Raw genomic sequence first — 25,398 nt, 5'->3', positions numbered from 1 at the left:
GTGTGTGCTTGCTAATAGGTACCCGGCAGGTGGCACTTCGTACAGACCTTGCTCCCCGCCCGATCACGATAGTTGTCGCTGATGCTCCCCCAGTTCCGCGGATGGGGATTGGTCCCGCCCAGCTTCGCACTGTGGCACTGCACGCAGACGTCGCCATCGGGATGGCACGCCTGGCACGACTGCAGGTTACGCCGCGCTTCCGTCGCATGTTCGAACAACGCCGGCGCGTACTTCTGGTGGTTCGGGCCGAGCATCAGGTGCGATTTGATCCGCAACGACCCTTTCGGGAACCGGCTGTGGCACTCCGAGCAGTACGATGCGTCATGGCACCGGTTGCAGCTCTGCGGGTTGTCCAGCGCCTTCACCGGATGCAGGCTCAAAAAGTTGCTCCGGTGGCTCTTCGGTACGTAGTCGTTGTGGTAGTTCCGCGTGCTCAGGTCACGGTCGATACCCCCGCCGGAATGGCAGTCCAGGCAGAACGACTGGTCATGGCACTGGGAGCAGTTGCTCCCCGCCTTGCTCGCCAGCACCCGGTGCCCCCGGACCCAGTCCCCTTCGTGATTCGGCGCCACACCTTCGCTCTTGTGACAGCTGTTGCAGTCACTGATCGCCGTTGTGGCGTACTCCTTGTGGGACATTTTCTCGGCAAGGGCCATCTGTACGGAGAAGGTTGTCACGGTTATCAGCAGTGTTGCTAGGAACCATTTCTTCACAGATTTCCCCCCTTTCTAAAAGTCGTAGTCAAAGACGAAGCGTCCTTGGACGTTGCTCGAGAACTGATCGGTCACCGTGTTCTCTACCCGCAGCGACGCGGTCATGCTCTTGTTCAGCTTGTACTTCCCACCCAGCCAGTAGGTCCGGGCGATTTCGTCCTGCAGCAGCGAGTCCCGCTGGTAGACGTCGTAGGCGATCCCACCCGAAACCTGCAACGCCTTGGTCAGGTCGTAGTAGGCGTCGACGATGATCCCGTTGGTGCTGCCGTTGTAACCCTGGTTGTTGTCGTACTCGACATTCAGCTGCAGCGGGTCGATCGGCCGCAGGATGCACCCCAGGTGGTAGATGTGGCCCTTGCCACCCTCCTGGAAGAACTGCGCCGTGTAGCCGCCGTTCAGGGTGATCATCTCGTTGATCGTGTAGTCGACCCGGAAGGCCGCTTCACGATACCGGTCCACGGCAAACACCGAGTAGATCGAGGTGCTGTCGAAGGTCGGATAGCTCTGGTAATATTCACCGGTGAAGATCAGGTTCGCCAGCGGGAAGTACTTGATCCCTCCCAGCAACTCGTTGAACGTCTCGGCGGTCAGATCGTACCGCCCGTTACCGTAAATCTTGATGTTGTTGAACAGGTACTGCTTGAACGTCGCCCCCAGCATATCCTGGGCGATATCCCAGTCGTCCCACTTCCGGAACCAGCTGAACTCGAAGTCCGTCGCCTTGAACCCCTGCAGATAGGCCGAAACGCCCAGCGCCAGGTTCCCGCCGTGCCCCCCTTCGTTGTCCAGATCGAAGATCACGTTCCGACCGCCGAACGCCGAGAAGGCGACCGGCCCGACGTTCTTCAACGTCACCTGGGCACCGTCGACGATTGCCGTCCCGGCTTCTTCGTTGACGAACTGCCGCCCCAGCCGGAAGTCGACCTTGTCGAACAGGTCGCGATATTCGCCGTAGAGGTAGTACAGCCTGCTGTTGAACCCGTTCCCGTTGTCCAGGTCCTGCGTCATCCGTCCGTAACCGTAGATGGATGCCTTCCCCGCCTTGTCGAGGTTCGTCACCGACAACCGCAGGTACTCCGCCAGGTCCGTTTCACGACGATTATTGGTGTAATCGTTGTTGAACCACAGGAGCTGGGTCGAGCTTCTGCCGTGGATCTCCGCCGACCACGCCGCCGGCGCCGCCAGGAGCGTTCCCAGCAGAAGAACCCCTGTTAACCCTTTCATTCCCATTCAGTGGACCTCCTTTCGCAAAATGAACAAAACACTTACATTGCCGGCCTCTGGCCGGCCGAGCCAGCTCACCTCCCCCATTCGTGCGTTAAAAAAACCGTGGCCGGGCTTCAGCGCTCTCCGGCAACTGCCGCTGAAGGTCCGGACACCGTACCGTTGGCAAAAATATCGACGAAGGAACGGATCGCCCGTTCCCGGTCGATCGTCCGAATCCGCTTCCCTTCGAGCAGTTCTTCGACGGTGAAGAAGCAGTAGAAAATCCCGTGGAACACCCGCGCCGCCATCTCCGGGTCGACGTCCCGCAGCCCCCCGCGCCCCTGCAGCTCCCGGAAATAGGAGGCAAGCACCTCGAACAGGTTGTCGAGAAAGGAGTGATAGATGCGATACAGCTCACCAGGGGAACGGAGTAGTTCACCATGAAGGATTCTGATCCAGTCCCGTATGCTGTCGAGTGTTACCAACAACTGGTCGGCGAGTCGTGCCAGGCCCTCATCGTACGGGAGATACCCCTGGGGCGGTATTAGGTCCTTTATGCTGGGCAGAGAGAAATGATCAATAACGGCTTCAAGAAGCTGATCTTTGGTGGGAAAATACCGGAACAGAGTGACCTCGGAGACCTGAGCTGCGCGCGCGATCTCGCGGGTAGGTACCCCGCTAACTCCCTTGGCTGAAAAGAGTTGATGTGCGGCAGCAAGAATCCGCTCTCGTGTGGTTTCGCCGATCCTGCTGTTAGTATGATCTAATTTTACTGTCTGAGGAAGATATGTCGTAGGCATGTGTTTCAGCGTGTAATGGCCAAAATCGTGCCAACATATTAACAATATCCAAGTAGCTAATATGACTGGTCGCCGCCTTTCAACAACTACCAAATACGGTAAACACACAGTCATATTTAGCAACACAGTCTTTTACCACCATATTTGATGATTCACATTGGTCGGGAAGCTATGAGGCCAAAAGGACGAAATGCGTAACTGGTGGGGATGTTGACGGGAGCCAGCAAAGAGTGGCCCTCCCTGGTTATCAAGATTAAGAAAGCCCGGGGCTATAGCTATCCCCGGGCTTTCTCCCTTAGCGCTCTATATCCAGGCAACGGGCGGTAATCCGAATAAAATAAAAAGTTAATATCTATCAGCCCGATTTGAAGTTTTTAGTGTTCGCTCAACGTTCCCTTATGGTTTCTTGCGAAAGAAGGTTAAAAAAACAACACAAAGCCAGACGAACCATGTTAAGAACACGAATATTTCCACATAAACCTCATAACGCCATCAGTAAATTGCATTTTCAGTAGTTAATCGCAGCGTTGCGGGCTTTTTCCGCTGCCGCGACCTTGAATTCATCGGCACTATCAGGGATGGCGTCGACCCCCTCCAATACGATTGCTTCAAAATCGTCAATTCCCATGAATTTCATGACGGATCGGAGGTAGGGCACTGAATGGTCCTCTTGCTTGCCAAAATGAAATCCGCCCGACGAGTGAATATGAAGACACTTCCTGCCTTGATCTTTCAGGAGGCCCACAGGGCCAATAGGGGTATATGAAAACGTTTTACCAACCACGCAAACCGCATCAATGTACATTTTGAATTCTGCCGGAAACCCCAGATTGTACATTGGTGTCACAAATACGTATTTATCGACGGCTATGAATTGATCGGCATGCTTCCAGATGCGCCCGACCTTGCGCTGCTCGTCGATGGAGAGTGAGGCGAAACTTGCGCCATTGCGCATTTTTCCCCAGCCACTTAACACATCGGTATCGATTCGCTGGATGTTGTCACGGTAAAGGTCAAGAAAATGCACCTCATCATCTGGGTGATATTTAATGTATGTATCGAGGAATTCTTTTCCGAGAGTGAGGCTGCGCGATTGTTCCGCCGGTTTCAAGTTGCAGGTAACATAGAGAAGCTTTTTCATAATCTTTTCCCTTTAAAGATTGTTTAAGGAATTGGCCTTCCTAAAACATTTTGAAGAGCCGGAATACCACTTTGGTGCCTTGCGGACAGCTTTCCGCACCGATTTCAAAGTAGTAGTTGATATAGAGTGACATCCCGTTGCCGCTTACCGGATACCGGGACCAATGCTGAAGACTAGTTGATTTGAATTGGCTTGGCTCAGTCCATCCACCTTATTCTCTGTACTATATCCAGACCCACAAGAGGTAGAAGGATTTAGGCACCATAAAAGCCGCCCAAAAGGCGAATTTTGGAAATATAGGGCCGTCCTGAAAGCTCGTATCTCCCAGGTTTACTGCCGGAAGCGAAACATCAGCAGCAGAGGGGTGTACGCCCGCAATATATCAGCGCGATCCAGAGTAAAATAGCAAGGACACTGCCAGGCCCTTCTGTTTAATGTGCTGGCTGCATTGCCTGACCCCATAAGTTCCTTCTACGCACCCATTTACTTTGTTTACTGCTAACGGGAGAGCTGCGATCGATTTCTCGAATCAGATATTGCGAGATTCTTGCCAAACAACAAAAAAGCAATAATATCAACATGTAAAAGCATCAGCAATAAGTACTATTACCAAATACAGTAACAATTTATTGCCAAGTTTGGTGGGGTTTGTTAATTTGTTAAATATGGCAACCCCCCAATACATGCAGTTAAGCAATGGGCAATGGAGTAATCACCATGATTGTCAACAAAGATGAATTTTTTAGGGAGGTTACACTTAGGATATGCAGTAGCCTTCAGATTAGTACGGCCTTTGGCCGGACGTTCGAGTATCTGCGGAAGCTTTTCCCTGTCGACCACATGTTCCTTGACATCGCAGACATGAGTCTCGGAGCGACCCGCCGTATCGCCTTCGCAACCACGGGCACAGAGATCCCAGAAGAAATCAGTCCGCTCCCTCAAGGACTTTTAGAATGGGTGAGAGAATTACGAGCACCGTTCATTCTGAATGCCTCAGATCAGAATTATCAGATTCAATCCTTTGCGCCCTTCATCAAGCTCAAGGGGCATTCCGACATTGCCGTACCGCTTAGAATCGAAGAGGTATTAATCGGATTCCTCATCCTTCGCGCTAAAGAGGGGAAATTCACCCCCGAACATGTGGAGTTGTTGGCAACCGTGGCTGAGCCATTTACTATTGCGTTGGCCAATGTGTTGGCACACGAGGAGGTAGTAATATACCGGGACAGGCTCATTGACGATAACCACTTTCTAAACAGGGAGATCTTCGCCCTGATGGGAGACGATATTATTGGAGGGAATTCAGGGCTGCGCAACGTGATGGAGATGGTTCGTCAGGTGGCACCTTTAAATAACACGGTGCTCCTGATGGGGGAAACCGGAACAGGGAAGGAAGTAATTGCAAACGCAATACATTTTGCCTCACCTCGGAAGGATGGACCCTTTATCAAGGTTAACTGCGGCGCCATTCCCGAGAACCTTATTGATAGCGAGTTATTCGGCCACGAGAAGGGCGCGTTCACTGGAGCGGCAGGAGAAAAGCGTGGGCGCTTCGAGCGGGCAACAGGTGGCACCGTCTTTCTCGACGAGATCGGGGAGTTACCTCTCCAAGCTCAAGTCCGACTTTTGCGTGTGCTCCAGAATAGAGAAATTGAAAGGGTGGGGGGAGACAGGCCTATCTCTGTCGACATTCGAGTAATCGCCGCCACCCACCGCAACCTGGAAAGCATGGTTTCGGAAAACCAGTTTCGTGAGGATCTATGGTTCAGGCTGAACGTATTCCCGATCATAGTGCCACCACTCAGACAGCGAAAAGAAGACGTCCCAGCACTAATACGTTATTTTGTGGAACTTAAGAGCCGTGAACTTGGTATAGCCATGCCCCCTGCCATTGCACCCGGTGCACTGGAAAGGCTTACGAACTATGGCTGGCCAGGTAATGTCAGGGAGTTGGAAAACCTAGTGGAGAGGGAACTCATCCGACATCAGTCAGGACAGCTGAGATTCGATTCACTGCTCATTAGTGTGAAAGGCGAGGAAGCACAGCCCTTGGCGGGAGAAAATGGTGATGGTCCGTTAAATCTCGATGCAGCGATGTCCTTGCATATCAATAAGGTCCTCAAAATGACCAGAGGTAAAATTCATGGTCCAGGAGGTGCGGCGGAACTGCTTGGCATCAACCCTAACACGCTGAGGGGGCGAATGAGCAAGCTTGGCATCATGCTTGGACGAAAAACGCGGTAAAGGGATGACATTAACTACGCCCTGACCATCACCAGCGGCGGGGTTACCGTCAACAACTGTTAACGACAAAAAAAAGGGAGGCGTTTCCAAGGTTCGCCTCCCCTTTTTTTGTCGTCTGCGACCGTGCCGGTCAGCCGGCCAGTTTGGCGGCGATGGTCGCCACGTGCCGGCCCTGGAACCGGGCGGCGGCCAGTTCGTTGTCGCTCGGCTGCCGCTCGCCCTGGGTGCCGGCAATGGTCGAGGCGCCGTAGGGCGAACCGCCGGTAATCTCGTCATTGCGCATCTGCCCGGCAAAGGCGTAGGGCAGGCCGACGACGACCATCCCCTGGTGGAGCAGGAAGGGGTGGAACGTCAGAATGGTCGATTCCTGACCGCCGTGCTGGGTGGCGGAACTGGCAAAGACGCTGCCGACCTTGCCAACCAACGCCCCCTTCAGCCAGAGACCGCCGGTGGCATCCAGGAACTGGCGCATCTGGCCGCACATGTTGCCGAAGCGGGTTGGCGTGCCGAAGATAATCGCATCGTAGCCGGTCAGTTCATCGACCGTGCAGACCGGGATGTAAGCGAGCGCCTGCTGGGCCTCCACCGCACCCATCATTTTCAACACTTCCGGCGGCAGCGTTTCCGGGACCCGGCGGAGCACCGCCTCGGCCCCCGCCACTTCACGCACCCCTTCGGCAACCGCTTCCGCCATCCGGTGAATATGACCGTACATCGAGTAATAAAGAACCAGAACTTTCATGGGAACCTCCTTGAATGACCTTCTTCTCAATCAAGGGTACCGCTGCGGCGTAACGATGCAAGCGACGTTCGTCAACGTCCCCTGCCGGAGCGACCGTTCCGCGGTCGGCCCGGCCCGGCGGTCGGCCCCGGTCTCCCCCCCGCTGGCCGCCCCTGGCCGGCGGGCCCCTTTGCCGCCGGCGGTGCCGGGGCAGCGGCGGTTCGTGCCCCCCGACCCGCTGCCGGGCCGGCGGTTCGCCCCGCCGGTGACGACCGCGGCGGCCGCGGCGGCCGGGCGAACTCGGTATTCTTCTTAGGCGCCGGCACGGCGTAGTCGAACCCCTCCAGGCGCCGCCGCTCCAGCGACTGCTTCAGGGTCCGCTCAATGCTCCGGACCATCGCCGCATCCTCGCCGGTCACCAGGGTGAAGGCGTCGCCGCTTCGGGCGGCGCGACCGGTCCGGCCGATCCGGTGGACGTAAGCCTCGACGGTATCCGGGATGTCGTAGTTGATCACGTGCGAGACCTGGGAGACATCGATGCCCCGGGCGGCGATATCGGTGGCGACGAGAATCTGGAAGGTGCCGTTGCGAAAGCCGTCGAGGGCGGCCTGCCGCCGGTTCTGCGAAAGGTTCCCCTGCAGCGACGCCGCCCGGTAACCGGCCTTCTCCAGCTGCTCGCCGAGCCGCTTGGCCCGGTGCTTGGTCCGGGTAAAGACCAGTACCGATTCGGTGTCGGTATGCTGGAGCAGTTCGAGCAAAAGCGGCGTCTTCAGATGCTGCTCCACCGGGTAGAGGGCATGGCTGACCGTGACCGGCGGCGCGGTATTCCCCACCTGGACGGTGACCGGATCGCGCAGCACCTCGTGGGCGAGGTGGCGGATCTCGTCGGGCATGGTTGCCGAAAAGAGCAGGTTTTGCCGCTCTGCGGGGAGCTGCTTCAGGATGCGCCGGATGTCGGGGAAAAATCCCATGTCGAACATCTGGTCCGCTTCGTCGAGAACCAGCACCTCCAGCCGGGAAAGATCGATGGTCCCCTGACCGAGGTGATCGAGCAACCGGCCGGGGCAGGCAACGACGATCTCCGCGCCCCGGCGGAGCTTCTCCACCTGGGGATTGACCCCCACCCCGCCGTAGACGGTCACGCTCCGCAGCCGGGTCTGCTTGCCGAGGGCGCAGATGCTGGTGTGGATCTGCTCGGCCAGTTCGCGGGTCGGGGCGATGACCAGCGCCCGGACGAAGCCCCGTTTCCCCTCCATCAGCCGGTGGAGGATCGGCAGGGCAAAGGCGGCGGTCTTGCCGGTGCCGGTCTGGGCCAGGCCGAGGACGTCGCCTCCCGCCATCACCGCCGGGATCGCCTCGGCCTGGATCGGCGTCGGCGTGGTATAGCCGGCGGCATCAACGCCGGCGGCTACCCGCTGGTGGAATTTGAATTCGCTGAATTCCATCATGTTCCTTCTTTCTCGTTCCGCATGAAAAAAGCCCCGGAGATGATCCAGGGCTTACGATAATGTCGCTTTCAACCGGGAACAGCTTGGTAGTGCCCGAACCTAGCAGCTTTGGCAAAGCCCTGTCAAGGAGAAACCCGGAGCGGCGGGACGCAAAATCCCGGGCGGTTCATTTTAGTATCGTCAAAAATTTTTATCTTCACTATAATGATCGCCATGAATAGCTTCGCCTTCACGCTGATCGTCTTTTCCGCCCTGATGCACGCCCTCTGGAACCTGTTCGTCAAACAGAGCACCCACAAAACGATCTTCATCTGGTGGATGTTCCTGGCCTCGCTCGGACTTTTCACGCTGTTGCTGCCGCTGTTGCCGGGAGAATTCCCCCATCCCGACGGGACCATCGTCAGCCTGGCGGCGGCCAGCGCCGGCTGTTTCGTCCTCTACCATCTCTGCTGCGGCCGCGCCTATCACGGCGGCGACCTGTCGCTGACCTACCCGCTAACCCAGACGTCGATGATCTACGTGCCACTCTGGGGGGTCCTGGTCCTCGGCGAGCACCTGAACCTGCCCGGGCTCTGCGGCATCGCCCTGGTGATCTCCGGCGCCTATACCCTGCAGTTGCGCCAACTCTCGCCGGGCGAGTTGCTTCGCCCGTTCCGCCGCTTCGGCGAGCCGTCGATCCGGGCAGCGCTGGCCGCCGGCTTCGTCTACTCGATCGGCGCCATCATCGATAAAACCGGGGTGACCCGCTATCCGCCGGTCTATTTCACCTACCTGCTCGTGCTGTTCATGCTCCTCTTCATGACCCTCAACCTGCTCCGGCCCCGCTACCGGCGCGGCATCGCCGCCGAATGGCGGCAAAACCGGCGGTTGATCGTCCTCAGCGGCCCGGTGGTCATGGCATCGTTCCTCTCCTTCCGCTACGGGCTCAGCCTGGCGCCGGTGAGCTATGCCGTCCCGGCACGCCAGGTCAGCATCCTGATCGGCGTCCTGATCGGCATCCTCTTCCTCGGCGAAACCTGCGGCCGGATCCGCTCCTTCGCCGCGCTGCTGATCTTCGCCGGGGTCATGCTGATCCGCTTCGGCTGAATTAGCCCCTAAAGAATCCCCCCCTGGCTGCCGATACATTACTGTAACGTTGCGACTCCGTAACCACCGACGCTGCAATGCCGCAGCGCCAGAACTTCCCGCTACCGGAGGCGACCATCATGGATCCGTACATGCAGGCAGCCATTGCCGAGGCACGGCAGGGACTGGCGGAGGGGGGAATCCCGATCGGCTCGGTCCTCGTCCACCACGGCACGATCATTGGCAAGGGCTACAACCGGCGGGTACAACTGGGCAGCCCGATTCTCCACGGTGAGATGGATGCCCTGGAAAACGCCGGCCGGTTGCCGGCCAGCGTTTACCGGGAATCGATCCTCTATACCACCCTCTCGCCCTGCCCGATGTGCAGCGGGGCGATCCTCCTCTACGGCATCCCGGAGGTGGTGATCGGCGAAAACCGGACCTTCACCGGCGAGGAAGATCTGCTCCGCTCCCGGGGAGTCACCGTGACGGTGCTCCAGGAACGGGAGTGCATCGAGATGATGAGCCGCTTCATCGCCGAGCGCCCGGCGCTCTGGAACGAAGACATCGGCACCGAAGAGGACAAGCGATAAGGCGGCCTCAGCCACCTACCGCCCGGCACCGGACCGACACCTTTTTTCCGGGCCGGGCCATTATTTTGCATACAAACTCCGAGCGCTGTGTTAAGGTCGAGGGGTCTTTTGAAGTTAGCTACCCCGGAGGGCTTTGAAAGCCTGCCGGGGTTTTTTGTTTTTGCCAGGGCCGAGCAGCGGCAAAAGCACGGAAGGAGTGAGTACATGCGGCCGGTTCGGCCGGGGAAGGAGACACTACGTGCAAGTCAGCGTTCAGGGAAACGACATTGAAAAAGCCCTCAAGCATCTGAAGCGAAAGCTGCAGACCGAAGGTTTTTTCAAGGAGATCAAGAAACGCAAGTATTACGAAAAGCCCTCCGTGAAGAAAAAGCGGAAACAGCAGGAAGCCGAGCGAAAGCGGCGGAAAGCAATGAGATCCAGAAAGCCGGAGCGAGACTAGCCCGGCACCAATGAGAGCAGGCCGCCCGGCGGCTTCTCACGCCGGGAATCGCTCCCGGACATATCACAGAAAGCAGGAGAATGAACACCATGGTACAAGGCAGGGTAAAGTGGTTCAACGACAGTAAAGGATTCGGTTTCCTCGAGCAGGAGAACGGCGCGGACGTCTTCGTGCATTTTTCGGCGATCACCGGCAACGGCTTCAAATCCCTGAGTGAAGGCGATGAGGTTTCCTTCGACATCGTGGAGGGGCCGAAAGGGCTCCAGGCCGCCAACGTCACCCGGATCTAACGGACGACCGGCTCCATCCCCGCGGGATGGAGCTCTCCGGCAAAAGCCCGCCAACGCGGGCTTTTTTTATCTATCACCCTCTCAGCCGGCCGGCAGCTCGCGGGCCGACCGGTACCGCACCAGGTCGTCCACCGTCAGGACCGGCATCCCGTGCCGTTCGGCAAAGGCAACGATCTCCGGTAACCGGGCCATCGTCCCGTCGGGGTTGGTCAACTCGCAAAGGACGCCGTAGGGGGGCAAGCCGGCCAGCCGGCAGAGGTCGACCGTCGCTTCGGTATGGCCGCGCCGTTCCAGGACCCCGCCGGGGCATGCCCGCAGGGGAAAGACATGGCCAGGCGACCGCAGGTCTTCGGGGCGTGCCCCCTCGGCGACGGCAGCCCGGATCGTCGTCACCCGGTCGGCCGCCGACACGCCGGTGGTGACACCGGCAGCCGCCTCGATCGAGACGGTAAAGGCGGTCTGGAACGGGCTCCGGTTGTCCGCCACCATCATCGGCAACGCCAGCCGGCGCACCCGTTCGTCGGGCAGGCAGAGGCAGACGATGCCGCTGCACTCCCGAATCAGCTGCGCCATCTGGGGCTCGGCAAGGGTAATGGCGGCGAAGATCAAATCCCCTTCGTTCTCCCGGTCCTCATCGTCGGTCACCAGCACTCCCCGGCCGGCGCGCAGGGCCGCCAGCCCCGCTTCCACCCGCTCGGCCGACGAGCCGAACCGGGTCAACAGCGTCTCAATCATGACACTCCTCCTCACTAGATAGGGGTCGCTTACCGGGGTCAGGGCGTTAAGACGGGCAGCCGCGCCGCAGATGCGGTGCGGCCGGGACGGAAGGGGTCCGGGGCAGGAAATGCCGGCCGTCTTATCCTCTCTCATCCGGACTGTCACCGTCGGCTCTGGCTTCGCACCAGATCTGCTGACCCCCTTCCGCGGAGTGGAAGGGGCGCTCGCGGGCTCCCCGGCACAAGCCGGGATACCGCCGGTGGGGAGTTTCACCCCGCCCTGAGGATAAGCTTTCCGCATCATACGCTTTCCCGCCGCCATGTCAACCCTGGCGGCAGCGAGCGACTCCGCCCTTGACAAGCGTCGGCCGACGGAGTATCAGAGCCGTAGGGTGCCCGTCGGCGCACGACTACTTTCCCGGGAGGTCTCATTTGGCCCAGCTCAATTCGTTCCTTGCCGCCGCCAGCAGTTTCGTCTGGGGAATTCCGCTGCTGGTGCTGCTGGTCGGCACCGGCATTCTGCTGACAGTCCGGCTGCGCGGTATCCAGGTAACCATGCTCCCCCACGCACTGCGGGAGACCTTCGTCAAGCCCCGTTCGGACGAAGCCGGCGATGTCAGCCACTTCGAAGCCCTGATGATCGCGCTGGCCGCCACCATCGGCACCGGCAACATCATCGGCGTGGCGACGGCAATCTCGGTCGGCGGCCCCGGCGCCCTCTTCTGGATGTGGATCACCGCCGCCTTCGGCATGGCAACCAAGTACTCCGAAGGGGTGCTGGCGGTCAAGTACCGGGTCACCGACGCCAACGGCGAGATGGCCGGGGGGCCGATGTACTACCTGGAGCGGGGACTCGGCAAGAAATGGCTGGGGGTGCTTTTCGCCCTGTTCGGCGCCATCGCCGCCTTCGGCATCGGCAACGTCGTCCAGGCCAACGCCGTCGCGGGGAACCTCAGGGAAACCTTTGGCGTGGCACCATGGATCACCGGGGTCGTCCTGGCGATCTGTACGGCGCTGGTGATCCTCGGCGGGGTGAAAAACATCGGCCAGGTGACCGGTTGGATGGTGCCGGTCATGGCGGTGGTGTACGTCTGCGGCTGTCTGGCCATCCTCGGCCGCTACGCCGGTGAGGTGCCGGCCGCCCTGGCACTGGTCTTCCACGATGCCTTCACCGGCTCGGCGGCCACCGGCGGTTTCGTCGGGGCTACCCTGATGCTGGCAATCCAGAAAGGGGTCTCCCGCGGCGTTTTCTCCAACGAATCGGGCCTCGGCAGCGCCCCGATCGCCGCCGCCGCCGCCAAGACCGGCGAACCGTGCGAGCAGGCGCTCGTCTCGATGACCGGCACCTTCATCGACACCATCATCGTCTGCACCATGACCGGCTTGGTGCTGATCGTCACCGGCGCCTGGAACTCGGGGGCCGAAGTCTCGGCCCTGACCAAGTCGGCCTTCGACACCGGCCTCCCCGGCAACTCCGGCGGCTACATCGTCTCCTTCGGCATCGTCTTCTTCGCCTATTCGACGATCCTCGGCTGGGCCTACTACGGCGAAAAGTGCATGGAATACCTGCTCGGCGTCAAAGCCCTGCTCCCGTACCGGCTGGTCTTCTCCCTGTTTGTCGCGGTCGGCGCCACCACCAAGCTCGAAGTGGTCTGGAACTTTTCCGACGTCATGAACGGGCTGATGGCGGTACCGAACCTGATCGGCCTGCTCGGCCTCTCCGGGGTAATCGTCGAAGAGACCAACCGGTTCCTGGCCAAGAGGAAGGCTGCCGTCGAAGCGGCCTGACGGCCCGCTTGGCGAGACGCTACGAAGATGACCAGATGGCCGGCCCTCACCGAGGAGCTGCGGATGCAGCAGCTGCTCATGGAAATGTCGCTCCGGGAGTGGCTCGCCGGCTATGCGGCCGGTGGCGGAAGAATCCACTGCAGCAGGGGGTGCCGCGGCTGCTGTACCCTGGCAGTCAGTACCACCTTTACCGAAGCGCTGGCCATCGCCGCCACCCTGCCGGAGGGGTTGGCCGACCGGGTCGACGCCTATGTAAACCGGCTGCTGGCGCTCCGCCCTCGGCTGACCGATCTCGCCGCCTACCTCCGGCTACATCGCCGGGAGATCGGCCCGTGCCCGTTTTTGGACGCTGACGGCGCCTGCGCGGTCTACGCCCGGCGCCCCTTTTCCTGCCGCGCGCTCCTCGCCACCCGGGAGAGTCCCTGGTGCAGCGTCGACTTCAGCGAGCTCTCGTCGGCGGAGAAACAGGCCTTCGTGGCAACGCTGGATCCGGCGGTGGTCGCCTTCCCCACCCATTACGCGGCCGTCCCCCGGGCACTGGGGGAAGAGTTTGAAGAGCAGGCGAAACGGCGGCTGGCCGCCACCTTCGGTTTCGCGCTAACCGGGAATCTCCCACTGCAGATCTACCTGGAACGCCACTGTCGGTTGAGCGCCACCATCCCGCTCGGAGATGAGGCCACCCGCACCCTTCTCGTCAGCCGGGGAGTCGATGCGCCGTTCCTGCTCCAGCTGGCGCCGGCTTCGTCCTGAGCGGGAACCGTTACAGTTTTGTATTGAAGAAACCGGCCGGCCGGCCGATAAGAATACTTGATCCCACTACCGGAACCCGTTTGTCAGGCCTGCCATCCGCAAACCACCCAACTCTGTCTTCTGCGGCAACATTACGGTTGAGGGAACAACAGCGAGAATCCCGGTGCAGCATGCCCTGACACCGGCACATTGACCAATGAGAATCGAAGAATTGAAAAAACGGCGGGTACCGGTCATTTGCAAGCGACCGGCGCTCCTCGTGACCATCCTTTGCAGCAGCATCTTCATCGCCGAACTGGCGGTATCGGCCCTCCTCTCCCGGTATGCCATCGACCCGGCCCCCCTGCGGGCCCTGGTGGACGGTGCGGTGCTGGTCGTCCTGCTCGCCCCGCTGATCTACCGGCTGATCATCGTGCCGATGCGGCGCAACAACCTGTCGCTCTGGACGATGGCCAACACCGACCCGTTGACCTGCGCCTACAACCGGATGTACCTGATGGACGTGCTGAACCGGGAATTCAGCCGCGCCAAGCGGATGGACCACGTCTTCTCCCTCTTGATGATCGACATCGACCGCTTCAAGACGATCAACGACACTTACGGCCACCCGGCGGGGGACAAGGTGCTGGTCGAGGTCAGCGAACTGTTCGCCAGCGAGGCGCGGGATTACGATACGGTCTCCCGTTACGGCGGGGAAGAGTTCGTCATCCTCCTCCCCGCGACGGCGGAGGACGACGCCTTTACGATTGCAGAGCGGTTGCGGCTGAAGGCGCAATCCATCACGTTTGCGGAGCGGGGGCTGCAGGTAACGATCAGCATCGGGGTAGTAACCTACGATAACGACACCTACGGTTCGGTGGAAGAGATGCTGCACGCCGTCGACCAGTATCTCTACCAGGCCAAGCGGGGGGGGCGGAACCAGACCGTCGTCTCCCACGGCGAAGACGACTAGGCACTTCCCGCCGACAGATAAGAAAAGGGCGTTTGGCAACCGGGTTCCCCGGCGGCGAAACGCCCTTTTTTCATTGGCCGACCAGTACCAGTCTTCCGCAAAGCCCCGACAAACGCCCCCCTTCCCCCCGCCCATCAAGGGCAGGGGAGGAAGTCGCCGCGGAAGATTGGTGATCTTCAGATTTCGTTACGAGGAGGCAGTCCAGGGGCTCGCCGGCTTCCGGCCGAAGGAGGTGCCCCGTTTGCCGTTCCCCCCTTTGCCCGGCTGCCGGCCATAGCCGCCGGCCGACCGGCCGTTCTTTCCACCCGCCCCGGCCGCACGCTTCTGCCCGGCGCCGCCGCGACCGGCACCGGGGGAGAGCCGGCGGAGAGGGCGGGTCGGCTCCAGTCCGTCAATGACGTGCTGGTCCAGCGTCCGGCCGGTATAGCGCTCGATCCGCTCCAGATACGAAAGCTCGTTCGCGGAAACGAACGAGATGGCGGTACCGGTAGCGCCGGCCCGACCAGTCCGGCCGATCCGGTGGACGTAATCTTCAGCCATTTTCGGCAGGTCGAAATTGATGACATGGCTGATACCGGTCACATCCAGGCCGCGGGCCGCGACGTCGGTGGCAACCAGCAGCGAGACGGTCCCCCGGCGGAGATTGGCGATGGTCCGGTTGCGGGCCCCCTGGGGCATATCGCCGTGCAGCGCCGCTGCCGCATACCCCTGTTCGCTGAGCCGGATGGCCAGGCTTTCGGCATCCCGCCGGGTAGCGGAGAAGATGATCGCCCGGGTCAGCCCCTTCTCGGCAACCAGATGCTGGAGCAGCCGATTCTTGTGGGAGAGATCGTCGGCCACCATCAGCCGCTGCTCGATGTGGTCGTGGGTCACCCGCTGCGGTGAAATCTGGATCAACGCGGGGTCCTGCAACATCCCGCCGGCCAGCTTTCTGATCCGCTGATCGAGGGTTGCCGAAAAAAGCAGGGTCTGGCGGCTCGCCGGCGTGGCGGCGGCAATCTTCTCGACATCTTCGATGAACCCCATGTCGAGCATCCGGTCCGCCTCGTCGAGCACCAGGAACTCCAGGCGGTCAAGGGAGATACTCCGCCGCTCCAGGTGATCGAGCAACCGGCCGGGAGTGGCAACGATCAGGTCCACCGGCTGGGAAAGGAGCCGCAATTGCTCCCGGTAAGGCATACCGCCGAGAATGGCGCCGCTGCGAACCCGCATGAACTTGCCGAAGCTGCGAATCGCCTCGGTTACCTGGCTGGCCAGTTCCCGGGTCGGTGTCAGCACCAGCACCCGGGGGCCACGGCCACGGCCGGCCGGAACCTGGGCGAGCCGGTGCAGCGCCGGGAGAACGAAGGCGGCGGTCTTACCGGTGCCGGTCTGGGCCGAGGCCATGAGATCGCGCCCTTCCAGGACGACGGGGATGGCCTGGGCCTGGATCGGTGTCGGCTCGGTAAAGCCGCACACACCGATTGCCTTGAGAAGAGAGGGATGGAGCTGTAATTCGGTGAAAGACATAATTTCCTTTTCTTGCTTCCCGCGGGAAACTGCTGCTGCCCGTCAAAGGATCCGGACGGACCAACGGATAGAATGGGGGCTGGTACACACCCCCGCAATCATCGGCGGACAGTCGGCGGCCAATACAGGACAATGGCCGAACGAAAATCTGCCGGCTCCGGACGGGCAAACCACTGCCGGAGGAGACGGATCGCGGATTCAGAATAGCAAATTGATCGCTGAAATAGAGGCGGATCGAGAAAGGCGTACCAGTTGGAAGAAACTCAAGGGTGCGGGGATCGAGGCACCGGGAAACGGGAACAACTTACTGCCCGCCAGGGCATGAACAGCCTGTGTTCTTACCTTGTAACAGTTTTCTATTGAAAAACACAAGCTTTTTTTCCAACCGGCAAAACGGGCCGGCAGTTCCTCCTTGCAGGCCGCGATTTCCCTGTTACAGTTTTCGCTCAGGACCGGCCTGCCGCACAGGTCGGCGATAGGCACCCCTTCAGGAGGCAGCAGCGTGATCAGGATGACCTTTCCCGAGCCGTTCAAGCATCAGCACCAGCCGGTACAAAACGTTAACGAGATCATTGCGGCGCAGCAGACCCTCGGCCAACGGGCTGCCGACTGGGTGGCGCTCAACATCGGCTCATGGTGGTTCATTATCATCCAGTCGATCATCCTCGCCATCTGGGTGGTCTTGAACGTCACCGCATGGATTCGCCACTGGGACCCCTACCCCTTCATCCTGATGAATCTCGTCCTGTCGCTCCAGGCCGCCTACACCGCCCCGATCATCATGATGAGCCAGAACCGGCAAGCGGCCCGCGACCGGCTGGAAGCCCACAACGATTACGTCATCAACCAGAAGACCGAGGAAGAAGTCCGCGCCATTCTCGACCACCTGGCGGCACAGAACGACGCCCTGGCCGAAATCCACCGGCTGCTGGCGGATATGCGGGACGGCAACGACTGAGGCGCCCGTTATCCCGCGCCCCCTCCCGCAGCCGGCGCATTCACAGCCCGGTCAGCTCGTCCACCTTCAAACCCAGGTCGTCGCCGTTGACCCGGACGACCTTGCCATCCGTCTCCTCGGTGCGCACCACGCCGTCCTCGACCCAGGAAAGAATCTGCGCCTGGCTCACCCCAAACTTCGCTTCGGCCTCGGCAATGCTGTACCAGGTTTTTATCAGTGACATAAGGCCTCCCTTGTACGGATGATGTCTACAGTATAACACGCCCCAGGAGCACGGCAGCGACGAGGGAATGGACAGGCAAGGGGGAGGAGAGATGGAGAAGAAATCGGCAGCGATCAGCGACCGGCAGCCGGAGCGAAGCGGGCGTTGTGGCGGTGGAACTCCCTGAGGAGCTGTTCCAGCTCGGCCGGCGTCACCAGGCCGTGCTGGACAAAGTAATGGCCGATACGGCGATGGCGGCTCCGCTGGTTGAGCAGCAGCTGGCTGGCCTGGAACGGCTTGAGCAACCCGAGCTTGACCGCCCGGTCGCAGAACCGCCCCGGCAGTGGCACCGTGAGGATGGTCTGCACCTCCGCGGCAGTCAGCAGCCCCAGCTCACGGGCAATGACTCCGACGGCCGGCCGGCAGGCCCGCTGCCAGGTCAGCGCTTGCAGCAGCACCCGGAACGGGATGATACCGCGAAAGTAAAGGTAGCGGCCCAGCTGCAACGGCCGCGAAGGGAGCGGCCCCTGATAATAGTCGCGCTCCCGGGCCGGCGACCCTCCCGGCGCCGCAGGACCATGGCCGGGCTCTTCACGATGGCGGAAAAAAGCGACCAGCAGTTCGTAGGCGGCCCGAGCCCGCTGGAACTGTTCTGCCTGCTGCCGCTGCAGGCGCGGCGGCAAACCGGCGGCAAGATCGGGGTGGGTCTCCTTGGCCTTCTTGCGAAAAGCGGCCTTGGCCCCCCCCGGCTGCAGGTAGCGGAGAAAATCGTGGGAAAGGTCGACCTCGGCGCCGAACAGTTCCCGACAGGCCTCGAAAAGTTCCGTTGCGGTGATGGAATGAGTCAAATCGGCCGTTTCCTTGAGCAAGAATGCCTTTTTATACTACAGGGGAGAGCAAAAGACAAGGCACGGCGGCAAACCGACCGGCGGCACCCGCCTGCCCGCCCGACGGGCAGTTGGCCGGCCGTGACCGTCCCGCCGCCGCTCCACCGGCACGAAACGTGCTAAGCCTCTTCGTACCGCTGCGCTGCAAACCGGCCTCCCCTTAATCAGCACGAACGACAGGATCGGACGATGAATGGCAAACGGCTCCATCCCGGCCTTTTGGGAACATTCCTGCTCGTGGTTTCCACTCTCTTCGGGGTCCATTCCGTGCTCGACTATTCGCGGGCCATGGGAGAGGCGAGGCACCAGAGCAAGGAGATCCTCACCCAGTCGAGCTATACGGTGCATGCCGAGATTTCGCGGTTGATGGATACCGTCCGCATCTTCTTCGCCCTGACGGAGCGCGGCATCCGCTCCGGCCGCCTCGATTTCGCCCGCCCGGCAACGGCAAACGATTTCTTCGTCCCGTTCCTCGCCGTTACCCCCTCCATCACCTCGGTCAATTACGGGGACAGCAACGGCAACGGCTATCTCATCCTCAACACCGGCAACGGCTGGAAGAACAGGATCAGAAACATCGCTACGCCAGGCGAGGTCACCTGGATATCCTTCGCCAAAGACGGCCGGCAAACGGAACGAAGCATCGCCCGCGATACCTACGACCCGCGGATTCGCCCCTGGTACCGCGACGCCAGCGGCCGCCGGGAAATCCAGTGGGGAGTGCCCTACATCTTCAGAACCACCGGCGATCTCGGCATTACCGCCTCCATGGCGATCCAGCCCACGCCCCCCGGCACGACGGAACGGATCATCGGCGCCGACATCATGCTCAAGGATCTGTCCCGCTTCCTGGCCGGGATCAACCTCCGCCGCGACGCCGCCATCAGAATCATCGACGAGCAAGGATATCTGCTCGCCTCGTCCGCCGCCACCGCCTTTGCCCGCCAGCTCGGCCCGGCCGCCGCACCGCCGCAGATATCTTCCCCCACCTTTGCCCTGTACCGGGATATTGTCGGGAAATACCACTCCTGCCATGCCGATTTTTTCACGATCCGCAGCCAGGGAGAGGCATATTTCGTCAAGGTGGCGCCTTACCGGCTCGATAACGGCAAAATCCTGCTCACCGTCCTGACCATCCCGGAACAATCGTTTCTCAACGAATTCATGGCCAAGTTTTACCGGAATCTGCTCCTCTTCATCCTCTTCCTGCTGCTGATGACCGTCTATTTCCTGGTCCGCTACATCATACCGGTCAAGCGTTTGACCCGCTACGCCGGCGCCTTCAGGATCGACCGGCCCAGCCTGCCACTCCCGGTCAACCGGCATGATGAAATAGGTATTCTCTCCGCGACGATCAACGGGATGATCGCCACCATCCGCGACAACGCCGCCGCCCTCCGGCGGAGCGAGGACCATTACCGGACCTTGGTCGAGAACGTCGGCAGCATCATCCTCCGCTGGGAATGCTCCGGGACCATCACTTTCATCAACGAGTACGGTGCCCGCTTTTTCGGTTACCGGCAGGACGAACTGGTGGGGCGGAGCATCTTCGACACCATCGTCCCCAGCAACGACAGCCATGGGAAAGACCTCCACGGCATGATCGCCGACATCTGCGCCTATCCGGACCGCTATCGGAGCAACCAGAACGAGAACATGGCCCGCGACGGCCGGCGGGTCTGGATCAACTGGGCGAACGTGGCCGTCTGCGACGAGTTCGGCACGCCAACAGAAATCCTGAGCGTCGGTAACGACGTCACCGAGCGGGTCTCGGCCGAACGGCAGATCCGACTACTGAACGACCAGTTGGAGGAGCGGATCCGGCAGCGAACCATGGCCTACGAAGCATCGAACCGCGAACTGGAGGCATTCAGCTACTCGGTGTCCCACGACCTCCGGGCACCGCTCCGCCACATCGACGGCTTCAGCCGTATCCTGCTGGAAGACTTCGCCAGCGAAATCCCTCCGGAGGGCCGGGGTTACCTGGAACGGATCAGCAAGGGAGTACGGCGGATGGGGATGCTGATCGACGATCTGCTGGAACTCTCCCGTGTCACCAGGGAAGAGTTGCGCCCCGCGACGGTCGATCTGAGCGCCATGGCCCGCGAGATCATCGACGAATTGCGGGCGGCGGCCCCGGACAGGCGGGTCGACGTCACCATTGCCGACGGGTTGACGGTCGAGGGCGATCCGACGCTCCTCCGTATCGCCCTCTTCAATCTGCTGGAAAATGCCTGGAAATACACCTCGCACAACGACTCGGCGACGATGTCATTCGCTATCGAGACGCTCGACGGTATTCCCGCCTATTGTATCCGGGATAATGGCGTCGGCTTTGACATCCGTTACGCCAACAAGCTGTTTCTGCCGTTCCAGCGGCTGCACAGCAGCGACGAATTCGAAGGGACCGGCATCGGCCTCGCCACCGTCCAGCGGATCATCGCCCGCCACGGCGGCACAATCCGGGCGACCGGCGAAGTAGGCGGCGGCGCAGCCTTCTGTTTCACCCTCTCCTCCCCCGGCCGCTAACCGGCATGAGTAGCCCACGAGAACAGCAGCGCATCAGGGTGGCAAAGTCTTCCCCTCGCCCTGATCGAACTGCCGGAACCGGCGCTGCAGCTGCTCTTCCTTTTCCCGCATTTTCTGCTCGCCCTGCTTGACCCGCTCGCCGAGCCGCTCGCTCTTCGCCTTGAACTCCGCCCGCTTTTTCCGCAGGCGTTCTTCCATCGCCGCAGTGCCTTTCTGCATCTGCAGCTCCTTGCCGTGCATCTTCTCTTTCATCTGCGCTTCTTTTCTCGCCATTCGCGCCGCGGGCGTCGCATCACCCTCTTCCGCCCCGGCGACAGCGACCATACCGAGAAACAGCAGCGCGACAAGCAAAGGGGCACGAGAACCGTTCATGCCAAACCTCCCGGGAGAGCTGCAATCTTCTGTCTTCCATCATGACGGGAGAGGAGCAAAAAAGCAACGCTCTCCTCACGGCGCCGCCGCGCCGCCAATAATCTTCCGGCTTGACATCCCATCCATATTGAGCTATTCAATAACGGCAATCGACAAAAGCAATATGGGCGCATAGCTTAGCTGGTAGAGCAGCCGACTCTTAATCGGCAGGTCGTAGGTTCGATCCCTACTGCGCCCACCATTCCCCCCCACTTTTCGCTCCCCACCCGCAATTGCCGCAAAAATAATACGGGAATTGTTTCATCATTTGTATTCACATTTTCTTCATGTAAGGCATTTAACGCAATGCCGGCCGTCTTTTTCCCGGTAGTCGCCCTTCAGCCGGCGGGTCAGGGACAGAATGGCGGCAATTCTCCGCCGCGACGACACAGCGAACATCCCGGACTGATTATCGTTCGGCAATTTGCCGCACAGCGCCCACCCGATCCCGCTCCACTTGGCAAGCTTATTGAAGCCGGTGGTCAACGGTTTCCCTGGGAAGCCATCATCCACATCTGTCCGGGAGCGGCATGGTAACGGTAGCGGTTGTGCTCGTCAGCGGCTTCGACGAAACCGAAGCGATGACCATCGTCGGGGTCTTGAGGAAGAGCGGCGTCAGAGTGACACTTGCCGGTGCCGGGCACCCCGATCCCATTGTCGGCTCCGGCCTCGTCAGGGTGATCCCGGACGTCGATCTCGCCGCCATTACCCCCGCACAGTACGATCTGCTGGTGATTCCCGGCGGCCGGAAGCCCTTCCCCGCCAACCGGGAGCTGGCAGGACTGCTCAGCCGCTTCTCCACCAGCGGCCGGCCGATCGGTGCCGGCTGCGGCGCTACGCCACTCCTCGCCGCCGCCGGTATCAGAATCGACGAACGGACGATCGCCATCGCCACCCGTCTGACGGCTACGCCAGCGCGGGACAGCCGGCCGGTCATCTGCCAGGGAACAGGCTCGGCGCGCGACTTTGCCCGGGCTCTCGTCAGACGGCTGGGAAAAGAGAGCGCGGCCGCGGCGACACATGACACGCCGGCGACGGTACGCAGCAATGCCGGGCAGGGGCAGGAGCTTGTCGACGGGACGATCCAGGCACTGGTCAGCGCCCTGGAGATGAAAGACCCCTATACCCAAGGGCACGCCAAGCGGGTCACCGAATACGCCCTCGGGATCGGCCGGTGCCTGAACCTTCCCGCCGACGAACTGCGCGATCTTTATCTCGGCGCCCTGCTGCACGACATCGGCAAGCTCGGCACCGGCGAAACCCTGCTGAACAAAACGGAGAGCCTGCTGCCGGCGGAACTGGAACTGATCAGGGAACATCCCCTGCGCGGCACGCTGATGATCGTTGGCATCGAGAGCCTCAGCCACATCGTCCCGACGATCCTCCACCACCACGAACGGTGGGACGGCAGCGGCTATCCTGGCAAGCTCCGCGGCGAGCAGATTCCCCTGCACGCCCGGATCGTCACCGTGGCCGACGCCTATGACGCCATGACGTCAAACCGGGCCTACCGGAAGGCGCTGGACAACGGTACCGTTCACCGGGAGCTGCTGGCCGGCGCCCATAGCCAGTTCGATCCGCGGCTGGTCAAGCTGTTCATCGACCGGCTCTCCGTTGCCGGCCCGTGTTTGGCCGGTTTTGCCGATTGCTTCTTCCACGACGAATCATTTGCCATGCCGCTTACCGTTCCCCACGGTACCTCCTGAATCGCCGCGCCGCCGAACCATCACCTAGTTAACCAGTATAAACAGTCGGGATCACGGCCCATTTTTTTCAGACCGCCGGTTGACACGCCGCGATGAATCAGTATAATCCTGCTACATCATTAACCATGGTTCAGAAAGGAGGTATTTGCCAGCACGGCGCTTACCGCGAAGAACCGCGCCGTTCTCGACCTGCAGAAGCATATTTCGCCCCCCTAACCCACAGCAAGGAATGCTGCGGGGAGCGGTGATGGCGGCGCCAAGCGCCGTCCGGCACGCCGTTCCCCGAAGGAAAGGAGTTCTCCATGGCTATCGGCGACGAATTATCCAGTCTCAACTTCGAAGCGATGATCGGCGGCCCGCTGTCGGCGGTCATCAAGGCCCAGGCCCAGGCGGCCGTCACTTCGGTCGACTTCATCAAGGCGGTCGGCTTCGACCACGACAACAGCGGCAACATCACCGGTCCGACGATGGTATCGTTCAAGTACCAGAAACCGATCGAAAAGAAGAATTCCGACGGTAGCATCGATATCGTCCCCACCGACTACTCCCTGACGGTCCCCTTCCTGACCATGCTCCCGATCCCGTTTATCCGGGTGGAGGAGACCACCATCGATTTCAACGCCAAGATCACCGCCGTTCAGGAAAGCAGCTCCACGACATCAATGGGGCTGAATACCGAGCTGCAGGCAAAAGCCGGCTGGGGGTGGGGCTCCGCCTCGCTCAAGGTCAATTTTTCCTACAAGAAGAGCACCAGCGAGAGCCAGAAAGTGGAGCGGACCTATTCGCTCTCCGTCCATGTCCGCGCCGTCCAGGACGAACTGCCGGCCGGGACCGAACGATTGCTGGGGATCCTCGAAAACAACATCAAAGAAGTGCCGGCAAGCGCCAGTTAATTTCGCGGCTTCATGCCCCGTCGAGGCAAATACCGGAAGGGATGCGGCAGCGGCCGCCCTTCGGCTGAGCCTCGCGGGGCCCAGCCCGAAAACCGCCTGCGGCACAACAGCCGGCCCGGCCGGCGGAAGGAGATGCAATGGCTGATCTTGGCCAATTGTTGGGAACGATTCTCGGGAGCTTGGCTCATGCCCGGCGACTTGCCGACGAAGAGACGGCCGCCATCGCCGAGTATTATCGCAGCAATCCCCTGCTGGAGGGGATGAGCCTCCCGCGAATCAGGGTGCCGGAACTCACCATCGACCTGCCGATGCTCATCGAAGCCCACCAGGAGGGAGAACCGAATATCCTTCAGGAAGACGCGGTAATTCGTGCCGCCATAGTCGATGAGCTGAAAAAGGCGGCTCAGCGGGAAGGGTTCCGGCTTTCCCAGACCGTTCAGAAGCAGTTTGACGAGGAAGTGAAAATCGAGCTGGCGAAGGTGCGGAGCGATGGGGGAGAACGGGGGTATCCGCGAGAAATGATCGTGCGGGCCGTCGATTCCGCCTTTGCCCGGACCATGAGCGAGGAGAAGCACGAACGGCTGCTGCCGGCGCAACTGCGGCGGATCGGTGCCGATCTGCGCCAGCGGGCGGGAGATATCGCCCTGAAGAAGGTGGGTATTCCGCCGAAAATCTCCGCCTCGATCGTTACCGCCGAAGTCAAGGAGGGAGCCGCGGCCGGCAACGTCACCCGTCTGCGCATCGTCCTCAAGGAGGAGGGGATGGAGTGGAGCGTGGGAGAAAATCAGGACGGAACGGTCAGCCGCAAGCTGACCCCCGAATAGGCGGAGGGCCCCTTCATGCTTCTCTACACGCGGGAACGGCTGCTGGCCCACCTCCAGGATACCGGCAGCCTGATCGACCTCTACCAGCACCGTGATCCCCGTTTCTCCGAACGGGTGGTCGCCTGGCTTGGCGACCTGGAACAGAGTCTTGCCCAGCTCAGATTGCCGCTGGTGGCGCTCGTTGCCGCCGAGCGGGGGCGAATCCTGGCGGCGGCGGATGGCTACCGGGAGTCGGCGGTCGGCGGCGAGCGGCTGTCGACCCGCCGGGTTACCCTGGCGGTCGCCTCCCTCGCCCTCGACCGCGTCCAGAACGAAGTACGGCGGGTAATTGCCGACATCGACGCCAAATTCGACACTTGGCGGGAGAAGATGGCCCAGTTCCTCGCCATCGCCACCACCAAGGCACCGATCCCGCTACCCCCCACCGAACCCCGCGATGCCTGGCTGGCAACCGTCTGGGCCGGCCTGAACGTGAACGGCGAAGTCCAGGGGATGTACCGTTACCTCGGCGCCGCCCTCCGGCCGACAGACCGTCTGCACCTGCTCGACGAAGTGATCGGCAACCTGCTCGACAGCCTGCCGCCGCCGTGAAGCACGACCGCCGGGACCGGCA

27 protein-coding genes, 1 tRNA gene, 1 pseudogene and 1 riboswitch are annotated in these 25,398 nt (G+C 61.0%); of the genes and pseudogenes, 15 read left to right on the top strand and 14 right to left on the bottom strand.

Features of this window, described 5'->3' with window-relative positions:
* Positions 1–11: 11 nt before the first annotated feature.
* The 5 genes and pseudogenes from QMN23_RS04320 to QMN23_RS04300 form a co-directional block, all read right to left on the bottom strand.
* The gene (locus QMN23_RS04320) at positions 12–713 is read right to left on the bottom strand and encodes a cytochrome C (protein ID WP_282000059.1); all 702 of its coding nucleotides are present in this window, start codon (positions 711–713) and stop codon (positions 12–14) included.
* A gap of 15 nt (positions 714–728) precedes the next feature.
* Positions 729–1,943 carry a hypothetical protein gene (locus tag QMN23_RS04315; protein WP_282000063.1) on the bottom strand — a complete coding sequence of 405 codons (1,215 nt, stop codon included), beginning with the start codon at positions 1,941–1,943 and terminating at the stop codon, positions 729–731.
* A 110-nt stretch (positions 1,944–2,053) separates the two neighbouring features.
* Positions 2,054–2,404 carry a TetR/AcrR family transcriptional regulator C-terminal domain-containing protein gene (locus QMN23_RS19685; RefSeq protein WP_282003811.1) on the bottom strand — a complete coding sequence of 117 codons (351 nt, stop codon included), beginning with the start codon at positions 2,402–2,404 and terminating at the stop codon, positions 2,054–2,056.
* Positions 2,405–2,512: 108 nt separating this feature from the next.
* Positions 2,513–2,719, bottom strand: a pseudogene (locus QMN23_RS19680) (TetR/AcrR family transcriptional regulator); the annotation flags it as partial.
* A 508-nt stretch (positions 2,720–3,227) separates the two neighbouring features.
* The gene (locus QMN23_RS04300; protein ID WP_282002065.1) at positions 3,228–3,860 is read right to left on the bottom strand and encodes an FMN-dependent NADH-azoreductase; all 633 of its coding nucleotides are present in this window, start codon (positions 3,858–3,860) and stop codon (positions 3,228–3,230) included.
* Positions 3,861–4,577: 717 nt separating this feature from the next.
* Here QMN23_RS04300 and QMN23_RS04295 point away from each other — a divergent pair.
* Positions 4,578–6,104: a sigma 54-interacting transcriptional regulator gene (locus QMN23_RS04295; RefSeq protein WP_282002064.1), complete on the top strand. Its 1,527-nt coding sequence runs from the start codon at positions 4,578–4,580 to the stop codon at positions 6,102–6,104.
* 130 nt (positions 6,105–6,234) lie between these two features.
* Here QMN23_RS04295 and wrbA read toward each other — a convergent pair whose 3' ends face one another.
* Entirely contained in the window at positions 6,235–6,846 is a 612-nt protein-coding gene (gene wrbA, locus QMN23_RS04290; RefSeq protein WP_282002063.1) for an NAD(P)H:quinone oxidoreductase, read from the bottom strand.
* Positions 6,847–6,917: 71 nt separating this feature from the next.
* Entirely contained in the window at positions 6,918–8,270 is a 1,353-nt protein-coding gene (locus QMN23_RS04285) for a DEAD/DEAH box helicase (RefSeq protein WP_282003809.1), read from the bottom strand.
* A gap of 216 nt (positions 8,271–8,486) precedes the next feature.
* Here QMN23_RS04285 and QMN23_RS04280 point away from each other — a divergent pair, with 216 nt between their 5' ends.
* The 4 genes from QMN23_RS04280 (at position 8,487) to QMN23_RS04265 (ending at position 10,660) form a co-directional block, all read left to right on the top strand.
* Positions 8,487–9,359 carry an EamA family transporter gene (locus QMN23_RS04280; protein ID WP_282002062.1) on the top strand — a complete coding sequence of 291 codons (873 nt, stop codon included), beginning with the start codon at positions 8,487–8,489 and terminating at the stop codon, positions 9,357–9,359.
* Between the two features lie 119 nt (positions 9,360–9,478).
* Entirely contained in the window at positions 9,479–9,931 is a 453-nt protein-coding gene (locus QMN23_RS04275) for a nucleoside deaminase (protein WP_282002061.1), read from the top strand.
* A 238-nt stretch (positions 9,932–10,169) separates the two neighbouring features.
* Positions 10,170–10,370, top strand: a complete 201-nt coding sequence (gene rpsU / locus QMN23_RS04270) for a 30S ribosomal protein S21 (protein ID WP_282002060.1) — start codon at positions 10,170–10,172, stop codon at positions 10,368–10,370.
* Positions 10,371–10,459: 89 nt separating this feature from the next.
* Positions 10,460–10,660: a cold-shock protein gene (locus tag QMN23_RS04265; protein ID WP_282002059.1), complete on the top strand. Its 201-nt coding sequence runs from the start codon at positions 10,460–10,462 to the stop codon at positions 10,658–10,660.
* Between the two features lie 81 nt (positions 10,661–10,741).
* Here the strand turns inward: QMN23_RS04265 and ribB are convergent, their stop codons facing one another.
* Entirely contained in the window at positions 10,742–11,395 is a 654-nt protein-coding gene (gene ribB, locus QMN23_RS04260; RefSeq protein WP_282002057.1) for a 3,4-dihydroxy-2-butanone-4-phosphate synthase, read from the bottom strand.
* Between the two features lie 119 nt (positions 11,396–11,514).
* A riboswitch (FMN riboswitch) is annotated at positions 11,515–11,668 on the bottom strand.
* Positions 11,669–11,808: 140 nt separating this feature from the next.
* Here ribB and QMN23_RS04255 point away from each other — a divergent pair.
* The 3 genes from QMN23_RS04255 to QMN23_RS04245 all read left to right on the top strand — a co-directional run bounded on the left by QMN23_RS04255 (position 11,809) and on the right by QMN23_RS04245 (position 14,866).
* Entirely contained in the window at positions 11,809–13,164 is a 1,356-nt protein-coding gene (locus QMN23_RS04255) for an alanine/glycine:cation symporter family protein (protein ID WP_282002055.1), read from the top strand.
* 27 nt (positions 13,165–13,191) lie between these two features.
* A complete protein-coding gene (locus QMN23_RS04250) occupies positions 13,192–13,914 on the top strand; it encodes a YkgJ family cysteine cluster protein (RefSeq protein WP_282002053.1) in 723 nt (240 codons plus the stop codon).
* Positions 13,915–14,110: 196 nt separating this feature from the next.
* On the top strand, positions 14,111–14,866 hold the full coding sequence (locus QMN23_RS04245) for a GGDEF domain-containing protein (protein WP_282002051.1): 756 nt from the start codon (positions 14,111–14,113) through the stop codon (positions 14,864–14,866).
* Positions 14,867–15,052: 186 nt separating this feature from the next.
* Here the strand turns inward: QMN23_RS04245 and QMN23_RS04240 are convergent, their stop codons facing one another.
* Complete coding sequence (locus QMN23_RS04240) at positions 15,053–16,375, bottom strand: DEAD/DEAH box helicase (RefSeq protein WP_282002050.1); 1,323 nt, start codon at positions 16,373–16,375, stop codon at positions 15,053–15,055.
* Between the two features lie 198 nt (positions 16,376–16,573).
* The gene (locus tag QMN23_RS04235) at positions 16,574–16,909 is read right to left on the bottom strand and encodes a hypothetical protein (RefSeq protein WP_282002049.1); all 336 of its coding nucleotides are present in this window, start codon (positions 16,907–16,909) and stop codon (positions 16,574–16,576) included.
* Between QMN23_RS04235 and QMN23_RS04230 the strand changes: the two genes are divergently transcribed.
* Positions 16,887–17,333: a DUF1003 domain-containing protein gene (locus QMN23_RS04230; RefSeq protein WP_282003807.1), complete on the top strand. Its 447-nt coding sequence runs from the start codon at positions 16,887–16,889 to the stop codon at positions 17,331–17,333. The two genes, QMN23_RS04235 and QMN23_RS04230, sit on opposite strands and share 23 nt — an antisense overlap.
* Before the next feature lie 40 nt (positions 17,334–17,373).
* On the opposite strand, the gene QMN23_RS04225 is transcribed toward QMN23_RS04230, so the two are convergent.
* Positions 17,374–17,556, bottom strand: a complete 183-nt coding sequence (locus QMN23_RS04225) for a MerR family transcriptional regulator (protein WP_282002048.1) — start codon at positions 17,554–17,556, stop codon at positions 17,374–17,376.
* A 113-nt stretch (positions 17,557–17,669) separates the two neighbouring features.
* Positions 17,670–18,383: a J domain-containing protein gene (locus tag QMN23_RS04220; RefSeq protein WP_282002046.1), complete on the bottom strand. Its 714-nt coding sequence runs from the start codon at positions 18,381–18,383 to the stop codon at positions 17,670–17,672.
* 228 nt (positions 18,384–18,611) lie between these two features.
* Here QMN23_RS04220 and QMN23_RS04215 point away from each other — a divergent pair, with 228 nt between their 5' ends.
* On the top strand, positions 18,612–20,951 hold the full coding sequence (locus QMN23_RS04215; protein ID WP_282002043.1) for a sensor histidine kinase: 2,340 nt from the start codon (positions 18,612–18,614) through the stop codon (positions 20,949–20,951).
* Between the two features lie 33 nt (positions 20,952–20,984).
* On the opposite strand, the gene QMN23_RS04210 is transcribed toward QMN23_RS04215, so the two are convergent.
* A complete protein-coding gene (locus tag QMN23_RS04210) occupies positions 20,985–21,323 on the bottom strand; it encodes a hypothetical protein (RefSeq protein WP_282002040.1) in 339 nt (112 codons plus the stop codon).
* A gap of 165 nt (positions 21,324–21,488) precedes the next feature.
* On the opposite strand from QMN23_RS04210, the gene QMN23_RS04205 reads away from it, so the two are divergent.
* A tRNA-Lys gene (locus QMN23_RS04205) sits at positions 21,489–21,564 on the top strand.
* An 83-nt stretch (positions 21,565–21,647) separates the two neighbouring features.
* Here QMN23_RS04205 and QMN23_RS04200 read toward each other — a convergent pair.
* Positions 21,648–21,848 carry a hypothetical protein gene (locus QMN23_RS04200; protein ID WP_282002038.1) on the bottom strand — a complete coding sequence of 67 codons (201 nt, stop codon included), beginning with the start codon at positions 21,846–21,848 and terminating at the stop codon, positions 21,648–21,650.
* Between the two features lie 44 nt (positions 21,849–21,892).
* Here QMN23_RS04200 and QMN23_RS04195 point away from each other — a divergent pair, with 44 nt between their 5' ends.
* From QMN23_RS04195 to QMN23_RS04180, 4 genes are all read left to right on the top strand, one after another.
* Positions 21,893–23,068: an HD domain-containing phosphohydrolase gene (locus tag QMN23_RS04195; RefSeq protein ID WP_282002036.1), complete on the top strand. Its 1,176-nt coding sequence runs from the start codon at positions 21,893–21,895 to the stop codon at positions 23,066–23,068.
* A 302-nt stretch (positions 23,069–23,370) separates the two neighbouring features.
* Entirely contained in the window at positions 23,371–23,961 is a 591-nt protein-coding gene (locus QMN23_RS04190; RefSeq protein WP_282002034.1) for a DUF2589 domain-containing protein, read from the top strand.
* 137 nt (positions 23,962–24,098) lie between these two features.
* Positions 24,099–24,785, top strand: coding sequence for a hypothetical protein (locus QMN23_RS04185; protein WP_282002033.1), 687 nt, complete (start codon positions 24,099–24,101; stop codon positions 24,783–24,785).
* Between the two features lie 15 nt (positions 24,786–24,800).
* Positions 24,801–25,376 (top strand): hypothetical protein, encoded by a 576-nt coding sequence (locus QMN23_RS04180; protein WP_282002032.1) that lies wholly within the window; start codon positions 24,801–24,803, stop codon positions 25,374–25,376.
* Positions 25,377–25,398: the final 22 nt, after the last annotated feature.

Source organism: Geotalea uraniireducens, from assembly GCF_027943965.1.
Classification (GTDB): Bacteria; Desulfobacterota; Desulfuromonadia; order Geobacterales; family Geobacteraceae; genus Geobacter; species Geobacter uraniireducens.
This window is presented reverse-complemented; position numbering and strand designations above follow the sequence as displayed.

What these genes read in the sequence shown, in the direction of transcription:
- QMN23_RS04280 (WP_282002062.1), top strand. Translation starts at nt 8,487, where the DNA reads ATGAATAGCTTCGCCTTCACGCTGATCGTCTTTTCCGCCCTGATGCAC.
- QMN23_RS04195 (WP_282002036.1), top strand. Translation starts at nt 21,893, where the DNA reads ATGGTAACGGTAGCGGTTGTGCTCGTCAGCGGCTTCGACGAAACCGAA.
- ribB (WP_282002057.1), bottom strand. Translation starts at nt 11,395, where the DNA reads ATGATTGAGACGCTGTTGACCCGGTTCGGCTCGTCGGCCGAGCGGGTG.
- QMN23_RS04295 (WP_282002064.1), top strand. Translation starts at nt 4,578, where the DNA reads ATGATTGTCAACAAAGATGAATTTTTTAGGGAGGTTACACTTAGGATA.
- QMN23_RS04265 (WP_282002059.1), top strand. Translation starts at nt 10,460, where the DNA reads ATGGTACAAGGCAGGGTAAAGTGGTTCAACGACAGTAAAGGATTCGGT.
- QMN23_RS04210 (WP_282002040.1), bottom strand. Translation starts at nt 21,323, where the DNA reads ATGAACGGTTCTCGTGCCCCTTTGCTTGTCGCGCTGCTGTTTCTCGGT.
- QMN23_RS04250 (WP_282002053.1), top strand. Translation starts at nt 13,192, where the DNA reads ATGACCAGATGGCCGGCCCTCACCGAGGAGCTGCGGATGCAGCAGCTG.
- QMN23_RS04300 (WP_282002065.1), bottom strand. Translation starts at nt 3,860, where the DNA reads ATGAAAAAGCTTCTCTATGTTACCTGCAACTTGAAACCGGCGGAACAA.
- QMN23_RS04315 (WP_282000063.1), bottom strand. Translation starts at nt 1,943, where the DNA reads ATGGGAATGAAAGGGTTAACAGGGGTTCTTCTGCTGGGAACGCTCCTG.
- QMN23_RS04230 (WP_282003807.1), top strand. Translation starts at nt 16,887, where the DNA reads ATGACCTTTCCCGAGCCGTTCAAGCATCAGCACCAGCCGGTACAAAAC.
- QMN23_RS04275 (WP_282002061.1), top strand. Translation starts at nt 9,479, where the DNA reads ATGGATCCGTACATGCAGGCAGCCATTGCCGAGGCACGGCAGGGACTG.
- QMN23_RS04190 (WP_282002034.1), top strand. Translation starts at nt 23,371, where the DNA reads ATGGCTATCGGCGACGAATTATCCAGTCTCAACTTCGAAGCGATGATC.
- QMN23_RS04285 (WP_282003809.1), bottom strand. Translation starts at nt 8,270, where the DNA reads ATGGAATTCAGCGAATTCAAATTCCACCAGCGGGTAGCCGCCGGCGTT.
- QMN23_RS04240 (WP_282002050.1), bottom strand. Translation starts at nt 16,375, where the DNA reads ATGTCTTTCACCGAATTACAGCTCCATCCCTCTCTTCTCAAGGCAATC.
- QMN23_RS04245 (WP_282002051.1), top strand. Translation starts at nt 14,111, where the DNA reads ATGAGAATCGAAGAATTGAAAAAACGGCGGGTACCGGTCATTTGCAAG.
- QMN23_RS04185 (WP_282002033.1), top strand. Translation starts at nt 24,099, where the DNA reads ATGGCTGATCTTGGCCAATTGTTGGGAACGATTCTCGGGAGCTTGGCT.
- QMN23_RS04225 (WP_282002048.1), bottom strand. Translation starts at nt 17,556, where the DNA reads ATGTCACTGATAAAAACCTGGTACAGCATTGCCGAGGCCGAAGCGAAG.
- wrbA (WP_282002063.1), bottom strand. Translation starts at nt 6,846, where the DNA reads ATGAAAGTTCTGGTTCTTTATTACTCGATGTACGGTCATATTCACCGG.
- QMN23_RS04215 (WP_282002043.1), top strand. Translation starts at nt 18,612, where the DNA reads ATGAATGGCAAACGGCTCCATCCCGGCCTTTTGGGAACATTCCTGCTC.
- QMN23_RS04180 (WP_282002032.1), top strand. Translation starts at nt 24,801, where the DNA reads ATGCTTCTCTACACGCGGGAACGGCTGCTGGCCCACCTCCAGGATACC.